This is a genomic window from Maribrevibacterium harenarium, assembly GCF_006385675.1.
Lineage (GTDB): Bacteria > Pseudomonadota > Gammaproteobacteria > Pseudomonadales > Marinomonadaceae > Marinomonas > Marinomonas harenarium.
In genome coordinates this window covers 1-8,882 of sequence record NZ_VFRR01000066.1, presented here as the reverse complement: position 1 = coordinate 8,882, position 8,882 = coordinate 1, and the positions used below count along the sequence as shown (strand labels likewise).

At 48.0% G+C, this 8,882-nt stretch carries 9 protein-coding genes and 1 pseudogene; 2 read left to right on the top strand and 8 right to left on the bottom strand.

Annotated elements, in window-relative coordinates; all coding sequences use genetic code 11:
• Positions 1-153: 153 nt before the first annotated feature.
• The 5 genes from rlmC to ahpC form a co-directional block, all read right to left on the bottom strand.
• Positions 154-1,284, bottom strand: a complete 1,131-nt coding sequence (rlmC, locus tag FJM67_RS16465; protein WP_140591668.1) for a 23S rRNA (uracil(747)-C(5))-methyltransferase RlmC — start codon at positions 1,282-1,284, stop codon at positions 154-156.
• 138 nt (positions 1,285-1,422) lie between these two features.
• Complete coding sequence (locus FJM67_RS16460; RefSeq protein WP_140591665.1) at positions 1,423-2,001, bottom strand: YbjN domain-containing protein; 579 nt, start codon at positions 1,999-2,001, stop codon at positions 1,423-1,425.
• A gap of 122 nt (positions 2,002-2,123) precedes the next feature.
• Positions 2,124-2,456 (bottom strand): SMR family transporter, encoded by a 333-nt coding sequence (locus FJM67_RS16455; protein WP_140591662.1) that lies wholly within the window; start codon positions 2,454-2,456, stop codon positions 2,124-2,126.
• A gap of 131 nt (positions 2,457-2,587) precedes the next feature.
• A complete protein-coding gene (gene ahpF, locus FJM67_RS16450) occupies positions 2,588-4,135 on the bottom strand; it encodes an alkyl hydroperoxide reductase subunit F (protein ID WP_140591660.1) in 1,548 nt (515 codons plus the stop codon).
• A gap of 165 nt (positions 4,136-4,300) precedes the next feature.
• Positions 4,301-4,858, bottom strand: coding sequence for an alkyl hydroperoxide reductase subunit C (gene ahpC, locus FJM67_RS16445; protein ID WP_140591657.1), 558 nt, complete (start codon positions 4,856-4,858; stop codon positions 4,301-4,303).
• Between the two features lie 142 nt (positions 4,859-5,000).
• Here ahpC and FJM67_RS16440 point away from each other — a divergent pair, with 142 nt between their 5' ends.
• Both FJM67_RS16440 and FJM67_RS16435 read left to right on the top strand, forming a co-directional pair.
• Positions 5,001-5,318 carry a non-heme iron oxygenase ferredoxin subunit gene (locus FJM67_RS16440; protein WP_219846030.1) on the top strand — a complete coding sequence of 106 codons (318 nt, stop codon included), beginning with the start codon at positions 5,001-5,003 and terminating at the stop codon, positions 5,316-5,318.
• A gap of 12 nt (positions 5,319-5,330) precedes the next feature.
• On the top strand, positions 5,331-5,705 hold the full coding sequence (locus tag FJM67_RS16435) for a hypothetical protein (RefSeq protein WP_140591652.1): 375 nt from the start codon (positions 5,331-5,333) through the stop codon (positions 5,703-5,705).
• Here FJM67_RS16435 and FJM67_RS16430 read toward each other — a convergent pair.
• The 3 genes and pseudogenes from FJM67_RS16430 to FJM67_RS16420 all read right to left on the bottom strand — a co-directional run bounded on the left by FJM67_RS16430 (position 5,702) and on the right by FJM67_RS16420 (position 8,670).
• Positions 5,702-6,814, bottom strand: a complete 1,113-nt coding sequence (locus FJM67_RS16430; RefSeq protein ID WP_140591650.1) for an ABC transporter permease — start codon at positions 6,812-6,814, stop codon at positions 5,702-5,704. The two genes, FJM67_RS16435 and FJM67_RS16430, sit on opposite strands and share 4 nt — an antisense overlap.
• A pseudogene (locus tag FJM67_RS17925) lies at positions 6,804-7,720 on the bottom strand (ATP-binding cassette domain-containing protein). Before FJM67_RS17925 ends, FJM67_RS16430 begins: the two are co-directional and overlap by 11 nt.
• Positions 7,717-8,670, bottom strand: a complete 954-nt coding sequence (locus FJM67_RS16420) for an HlyD family secretion protein (protein ID WP_140591647.1) — start codon at positions 8,668-8,670, stop codon at positions 7,717-7,719. Before FJM67_RS16420 ends, FJM67_RS17925 begins: the two are co-directional and overlap by 4 nt.
• Between the last annotated feature and the right edge of the window lie 212 nt (positions 8,671-8,882).

Here is an 8,882-nt window from a genome sequence, read left to right as displayed (position 1 = left end):
TATAAAATATCGTCAACACTGTCACGACCAGCTTGCCAAAAACTTGCGGTGAATCAATCTGAAAAAACTAGGTGTGGTTTGCCGGACGCTTACAATGTAAACGCCTAATGACAAACAAAATCGACGCTTACTTCTATGGTTAAGACCGCCTGATTACTGACGCTGTAAATGTACCAAGGTTTCGTAATGATCCGTGTGGGGGAAAAAGTCAAAACCTTGTACCTTGGCGAGCCGGTACTGATCTAAAACGGCGAGGTCCTGAGCCAGTGTTATAGCATTGCAGCTGGAATAAATGACATCTTTAACACCGCTCTGATTGATCAGTGTAGCCAGCTCTAGACCGATTCCCCGTCTTGGTGGATTGACGATAATAAGTTCTGGGAAGCTAGCAGCATCTGGAGATAAGCTGGTGGCATCAAATGCCGAGAACTGCACTTGCTTATCCTTCCCGAGCTCACAGGCACTTTGCTTAGCGCAGCGTATTGCTTCCGGCTCAATTTCAATGCCCCACAGTTGGGTATCATTGCTTAGACAGTGCAAGCCAAACCCGCCCACGCCACAGAATAAATCCCAGACCTTTTGAGCACCGATTTGCTGCACCCAATTTGCCGCAGTTTGGTATAGCACCGGTGCCAGTACCCAGTTAGTTTGAAAGAAGCTCTTCGGTCGAATGGCGAGGGGAATTTGGTTAAATCGCTCCCAAATTACCTGCTGGTCGGTAAGAAAAATTTCTTCATCACCTTCTAGAATTGCCATATGGACTGGTTGAATATTGGCGCTGACGACTTCAATACGGGGGAATTCTTGTAGAAGATCGGGGAGGATGCGCTGTAAACGCTCGATTGCCTGGTTAGAGCGTAAAACAAAGCGCAGCATCATGGCGCCGGTGGCTTGACTCTCGGTAAGTAAAATAAATTTAAGCTCGCCTTTTTGCTTGGCAACGTTATAAGGGGGGATGCCAGCGCTGCGGACATAGTTTGGCAAGGCAGACAATAACGATCGCATGGCATCCGTGTATAGGGAACAATCCACTAAGCTGGTAGGCGTTCCATCGGGTGCAACTATCCCTAAAATCGGCTCATGGGCAGCTCCCAAGACAACCATTTTGGCTTTATTGCGAAACCCCTGCTCGGGGCTTTTCACAAAGGGGAGCCAAGTATCTACTTTGTAAGGGGACAATAGCTGCCTAAGGTGGCTTTCTTTCGTCGCGACTTGGGTGGAGTAATCAGTCTCAAGGTGACGGCAGGATAGGCAACGCCCAGAAGCAAAATGAACGCAATGCATCGGCAGCATCTCGAAAAAGCGTTATTTTATTGTTTTCTGATATTTGGGCAAGTATCTCGTGTACTGTAAAGAGAAAGTAGGCGCTTGGGAAATGTTCGTAACAGACAGCTACAAACACTCCCGACCAGCCTCTAATGGCTATTCCTTGCTTTTTTGCATCAAAAACATTTTAAAGCCTTTGATTGAGGTGACAAAAACGCTAAAAAACTCCGCCACATCACGTTTGTTAAGGCCCGCGTTTGTTAGTAAGTCGGCTTCTAAAATCGGATCTTTATCGTCATCTAAGTATGCTCGGGAAAAGCGATAACCTCGGTTCCATTGGTTGATTCCCTTATAAGTCATTTTTACGCCAGATACGGCATAGACTGCCTGAAGGTCACCATCATCAGAGTTAATCAGTAGAATAGAGCTGCTTTCCACACGGATCTTAATACGCCCAGGCTTAGTAATCACAACCGAAGAGTAGCCTTCATTTTTGAGAATTTGTACCAATTCCTCGTCTGAAAAGCGGTCAACCAACTGGTAGTCTGTATCGCTTTTCATGGGCGATATGCTGCCTGAATTGCTTAACGATGATAGGTAAGACAGGAGATCACCCATGTCTTCGATATTATCGCTAGTGTCCCCGCGATCTACCGTGCTTGATTCGTCTACGAGACGACCCTGTTCCATTGGTAAATTCTCTTGTGGTTCATTTCCTTTTTTCTTCTTTGCCATAGGGCCCTCGCGACTGAGTTTTCATGAATAAAAAAAACAGTATGCGTATTCCCCCAAGCTAAGTGCTGACATTTGTCTATAAAGTGGGATTAATATGAGAGAAAAAGAATATAGGAAGAGGTTTAATGCACATTGGTGTTGGAAAACAGGTTGATCACAATAACACCAGCCACAATCAGCCCCATGCCAATTATGCTGGCAAAGTCGAGTTTCTGCTCAAAAAATAGCCAGCCCGCAAGGGAAATAAGCACGATACCAAGGCCTGCCCAGACGGCATAAGCAATACCGACAGGAATGGTTTTGAGCGTCAAGGAAAGAAAGTAAAAGGCGATGCCATAGGAGACTACCACGATCAAGCTTGGCCATAATTTGCTAAAGCCAGCGCTAGCTTTTAGTGCCGAGGTACCAATGACTTCAGCAATAATTGCGAGTCCCAATATTATCCAGCTTTTCATTGGCTATCTCCGATTATGGCGAGTTAATTCAGGGATCATACCGGATTTTGCGATATAGGCGTGGCGAATCAATAAAAAAACCGACCTCCAGCTAGGCTGGGATCGGTTTTTTATCGCATCAATAAGCAGAATTAATTGCGGATCAAGTGATCAAACGCCCCAAGAGCAGCAGTGGCACCGGCCCCCATGGAGATAATGATCTGTTTATACGGCACGTTGGTGACATCACCGGCGGCAAATACGCCTTCCATCGACGTGCGGCCATGGCTATCAATGATGATTTCACCGCGCTCGGTAAGGTTTACGGAACCTTTCAAGAACTCGCTGTTTGGTACTAAACCAATTTGTACGAAGATCCCCGCCAATTCCAGCTTATGAGATTCACCTGTCTTGCGGTCGGTGTATTGCAAACCAGTGACGCGTTCGCCATCCCCAAGTACCTCGGTAGTCATGGCTTCGGTAATAATGGTCACGTTAGGCAAAGATTTCGCTTTGCGTACTAGCACTTCGTCAGCGCGAAGCGTGTCGCTAAACTCCAGTACGGTAACGTGTTCTACGATACCAGCAAGGTCAATGGCCGCTTCGATACCAGAGTTACCACCACCAATAACAGCGGTCTTTTTACCTTTGAACAATGGACCGTCACAGTGTGGGCAGTAAGCCACGCCTTTGGTTTTGTATTCTTGCTCACCTGGTACGTTCATTTCACGCCAGCGGGCACCTGTCGCCAGAATCACGGTTTTACTTTTTAGTACGGCGCCGTTTTCTAGCTCGACTTCAACAAGGTCTTTCTTCTCAATGCGAACCGCCTTCTGAGTTTTCATTAGATCCACATCGTAGTCTAAAACGTGTTGCTCTAGGTTCGCGACCAGTTTTGGGCCTTCTGTTGCTTTTACCGAGATAAAGTTCTCGATACCCATGGTGTCGGATACTTGTCCGCCAAAACGCTCGGCAAGTACACCGGTACGGATACCTTTACGAGCCGCGTAGATTGCAGCAGAGGCACCGGCTGGGCCACCACCAACCACTAACACATCGAAGGCTTCTTTCTTCGCCAGTTCTGCCGCTTGTTTGGCTTCTGCGCCAGTATCGACTTTGTTCAGAATCTCATCCAAAGTCATGCGACCTTGGCCAAAGTGTTCGCCGTTTAGGAATACGGCTGGTACGCCCATGATATTGCGTTCTTCGATCTCTGTTGGGAAGACGCCACCGTCGATCATGGTTGCGGTAATTTTTGGGTTCAATACAGCCATTAGGTTCACGGCTTGAACCACGTCAGGGCAGTTATGGCAGGACAGAGAAATGTACACTTCAAAGTTTAGTTCAGAGTCCAAGCCTTTAATTTGTTCTAGGGTTTCTTGTGCTGCTTTAGAGGGGTGACCGCCCGCCTGAAGTAAGGCTAATACAAGGGAGGTGAACTCATGCCCCATCGGAATACCAGCAAAGAAGACGCGGGCCGTACCATCTTTAGGACCTACCGCCATCTGTGGCGCGCGACCCTGTGGATTTTCATCAACACGTAAGGCGATTTTCGCTTGGTTTAGCTCGGTGATTTCTTGAGCTAATTCCAACAATTCTTTTGATTTAGCATTGCCATTGGTGGACACAGTAATCTCAATCGGATTAACGATGTTTTGAAGGTATGTGCCCAACTGTTGTTTCATATTTGCGTCTAACATAATGTTTAACCCGTATTTAGTTGAGAGTTACTGTTTTTTGAGCAAAAGTCGTCCCTGACCCGAAAACTGGGCCAATAGTGCTTCTATTTACTCGGAAATAAAGGATTGAGCTTTTCGGCAAAGCCCGATGTTGGGCGCGTGGCGCCCAACACTGGAAGAGGCGTTTTAGATTTTGCCTACTAGGTCTAGAGATGGAGCAAGAGTCGCTTCACCTTCTTTCCATTTAGCTGGGCAAACTTCACCTGGGTGAGAGGCAACGTATTGAGCAGCTTTAACTTTACGCATTAGGTCGTCAGCGTCACGGCCGATGCCTTCAGCAGTGATTTCCATCGCTTGGATAGTGCCTTCTGGATCGATCAAGAAAGTCGCACGATCAGCAAGACCTTGACCTGGGCGCATTACACCGAAGTTGTTAGTGATGTTGCCAGTTTGGTCGCCAACCATGTAGTAGTTGATCTTAGCGATGGTTTCAGAAGCATCGTGCCAAGCTTTGTGAGTGAAGTGAGTGTCAGTAGACACAGAGAATACTTCAACGCCTAGCTTTTGTAGTTCTTCGTATTTGTCTGCAACGTCGCCTAGCTCAGTTGGACATACGAAAGTGAAGTCTGCTGGGTAGAAGAAGAATACAGCCCATTTACCTAGAACGTCCTTCTCAGAAATCTCAACGAATTCACCTTGTTTGAATGCAGTGGCATTGAATGGTTTGATTTGAGTGTTGATCATTTTAGCTCCTAAAGTTTTGCTGTTTGCGTTACCAACAGGGCCTATAGTATGGCCAATATTAGTGCGATTGAAATTGTGTTTTCCTAAAATGTTGATTGTAAAAATCTATAGGCATTTCGGGAAAACCATAAAAGGAGGCTATTTGTCTGATTGGATACCAATTTGCCCCCTAGCTGACATACCGTTAGTAGGGGCGAAACGCTTTGATCACAAGGGGGAGAGCTATGCAATTTTCCGCCAGAGCGAAACAGCTTTGTTTGCTACCTCGGGTTATTGTACCCATCAACGGGTGCATTTAGCCGACGGGGAGTTTGATGGCGACATTATTACTTGTCCGAAACATCAGGGCTCCTTTGCGGTCAAAAGTGGCTGTGCCCTCGGAGCGCCGGTGTTTAAAGACTTGCAAACCTTTGCAGTTAAACTAGAAGATGGCATGGTGTATGTGAAGTTGCCGTTATAATTTGGCACTTTGATGATGAACGAAACAAGAGAAAACACATTGGAACTGGAACAATTACTGCCCATTTTGGAAGAAAAAGGCTACCCCGCCAAACTTAAACTGCTACCGCGACGCATTTATGTGGGCTCGATTGGCTCTTTCTATGGTGTGACTATCCGCAAGGCTGCAACCGGGAAACTGTTAGTGGAGTACTACCCACTGATTCAGATCGCCGGTGGCTTGCTACTGACCTATAACTTTTTCCTAACATTGGATCGGGATACAGTTCTGGCGAGTTTCTTGGGTATTACGGCAGCATCCGTATTCGCCAATGTCTTTCGTTCCAAGAACAAGAAAGCAGAGATTGAGACACTAATTGCCGAGCACGACGACGCGACCATCGCTTAACCTAACTTCTTACGAAACCGTACCGATGCCACCACTAACCCTATACCAGTGAAGGCAAGTAGCCAGAGCGCATCCGCTTGTAGTGAGAACAGTTCTGCATCCCGTAGTACGACGCCACGCACCATGCGCATGAAGTGTGTGGCAGGCAAGCCTTCGGCGATCCATTGGGCGGGCTCTGGCATGGCCTCGTAAGGAAACATAAACCCAGATAGCAGAATCGAGGGCAGCAGGATGAACACGGTTAATTGCATGGCTTGCAACTGAGTTTTGGCGATGGTGGAAATCACCAAACCAAGGGTTAAGCTGGCGAAGATAAACAGCAGTGCCGCGCCAAATAACGCATCGAGTCCACCGCGTACGGGTACGTCAAATACCAGATAGCCCATGGTGAGGATAATAGTAACTTGGATTAGACCAACCACCACATAGGGAATAATTTTTCCCAGCATCAATTCAAAAGGGCGGATAGGAGTGGTGATGAGAAACTCCATATTGCCGTGCTCCCGCTCCCGCACGATGGCCGCAGAGGTGAACAATATCATGGTCATGGTGAGGATAATGCCGAGTAGCCCCGGCACAATATTCACCACGGAACGCTGTTCTGGATTAAAAAAGGTGGTCACGGCAAAAGTGGGCGCTATTGGCGTGTAAGCCTGCCCTTGCGTTTCAGCGAGTGGAAAATTGCGCAACCCCTTGATAGTGCCTGTAATGACGGTATCGGACCCATCTACTAGCCATTGCCCAATAGGTTGGCTATCAATAGATAGGTTGTTTTTATCCACTATACGTCGCGGCATATCAGCCGGTAAAATCAGTACGGCTTTGACGGAACCCTGGGTCAGTGCTTGTTGTGCTTGCTCGGCGGAATAGAAAACCTTTGTAAAATTAACCGCTTGCGTGGCTTCTAAAGCGCCAATGATAGCGCGGCTTTGTTGATTGCCAGCAAAATCTACTAGCCCTACTGGAATATGTCTAGCATCCGTATTAATGGCGTAACCAAACAACATCAGTTGCACCAGAGGAATCATGACAATCATGCCGAAAGTCATTCTATCCCTAGATAGTTGCTTTAGTTCCTTGATGAAAACAGCCCAAACCCTAGCCAACATGACGTCCTCCGGTGCAGGCAACGAACACATCTTCTAGGCTCGGGCGCACCACCTCTACCGATTGATTTGTCAGCCATTTAGCGATTAATTGCTCTGGTTGTGGGATTTGTTTGCTGACTAAAACCCGTAGACGATTCCCAACCTGAGCTGCCGAGACAACTTCAGTCTGTGCAATCAAGTTCTGTTTCAGTTGGCGCAGCTCAGTGCCGCTAATCTCTAGTACGTTTGCCGGCATATCCTGCATCAGTTGTTGTGGTGTGCCGTCGGCCCGCTTGATGCCATTTTCTAAAATGGCCAGTTGATGGCAGCGTTCTGCTTCATCCATGTAGTGGGTGGAAACCAGAATGGTGGTGCCTTGGTCACAAAGATCAAATAGTCGTTCCCAAAACTCCCGGCGATTCTCTGGATCAACCGCCGACGTTGGCTCATCTAAAAACAGTAACTCCGGCTGATGTAGGGTGGCACAAGCGAGGGCGAGACGTTGCTTTTGGCCGCCACTCATGGAGCCAGCCAGCTGCTTTTCCCTTCCTTGTAATCCATACAGGTGTAGTAATTCACCAATACGAGCTTTGGCTGCTCCCCGTCTTAGCCCATAAATACTTGCGACAAAATTGAGATTTTCTCGAACTGTGAGATTTTCATACAGGGAAAACTTCTGGGTCATATAGCCCAAGCGCTGCTTGAGGTCCTCTTCATGTCCTTTGAGTGGTTGCCCACACATTCCACTTCGCCTCGGGTTGGTTCTAATAGACCAGTTAGCATTCTGATGGTCGTGGATTTGCCGCAGCCATTGGGGCCTAAAAATCCGTAAATGGTGCCTTTAGCAATGCTTAGAGAGAGATTATCCACGGCGACAGATTGACCAAATTGTTTGGTTAGCCCCTGGGCTGCAATGGCGACACTCATGGCAATTGTGCCTGTACACCGACACCAGCAGGCAGGTGTTGATCGGTATTGATATCCACTTCCGTTAGATACATGAGCCGATCACGTTCTTCTGCATTCATGGCGTAGTAAGGCGTGAATGCGGGCGTGTCACGGATAAAACGCACCGTGCCAGAAATCGGTTCTGGGATGCCATCTACCTTTAGGATTAGGGGAGTACCCACCTTAATTTGTTGCAACATGGTGGCGGGAATATAGAGCCGTGCATAGGGTGAGGTATTCGCTGGTATGATTTGAACCAGAGCGGCATTTAGCGTGACATCGTCGCCTACATGCCAAGGTAATGTTTCAACTTGACCGTCTACTGGGGCCTTAACGGAATAGCGATCTTTCTGACTCAATATCTGGTTGATAGAGACTTCTGCAAGGGTGGCGTTGGCTTGGGCCTGAGCAATTTGTTCTTTGGTTGGCCCGTTAATGGCTTCTTGCCATTGTTGGTAGGCGGCATTTTGATTTGCGTGGGCGGCGTCCAGCCTCGCTTTACTGGCATCCAGCTCTGCTTTGCCTGTGACTTTTTTGGAATAGAGCTCTTTTATTCGTTGCCAATCTAAATCGGCGGCACGGGTGTTGGCTTGGGCGGCTTGATAACGCGCCTCAGCAGCAGCGATTTGCTCCGGTCGAGTTCCAGCAAGCAATAAGGCTAATTGGGCTTGCGCCACATCGCGACTGGCAATTCCTTGCTCCAATTGCAGATCAATTTGCTCTTTATCTAAGGTCAGCAAGATATCCCCTGCGGCCACTTGATCTCCTTGCGCGACATTGATCGCCACAATCGTTTCCGTCACTGGAGCGCGAACGGAGACAGCGTCTTTTTCGATGGTGCCCAGGGCTTGAGGAGGGGCTTCACTAGTGCAACCAGTTAACCCTAATAAGGCGAAAGTGACCGCCGCCAATATCCGAATAGAGCCCATGATACCTTCCTGCGTCTAAGAGAATTTCCCCGAGTATAGCCGTTCCTAGTTGTATGGAAAAATATTCCATATCGCCGGGCGAACAGTGTTCCCGGCTGTGAGCGCTCCAAGCTTACAGCCGGGCACTTACCCCCGAGGTATGGGACACCATCTTAGATTCTGCGCCTTCTGATTGCGCTACAGACCTAGATTGCTTTCGCTTCGAGAGTAGC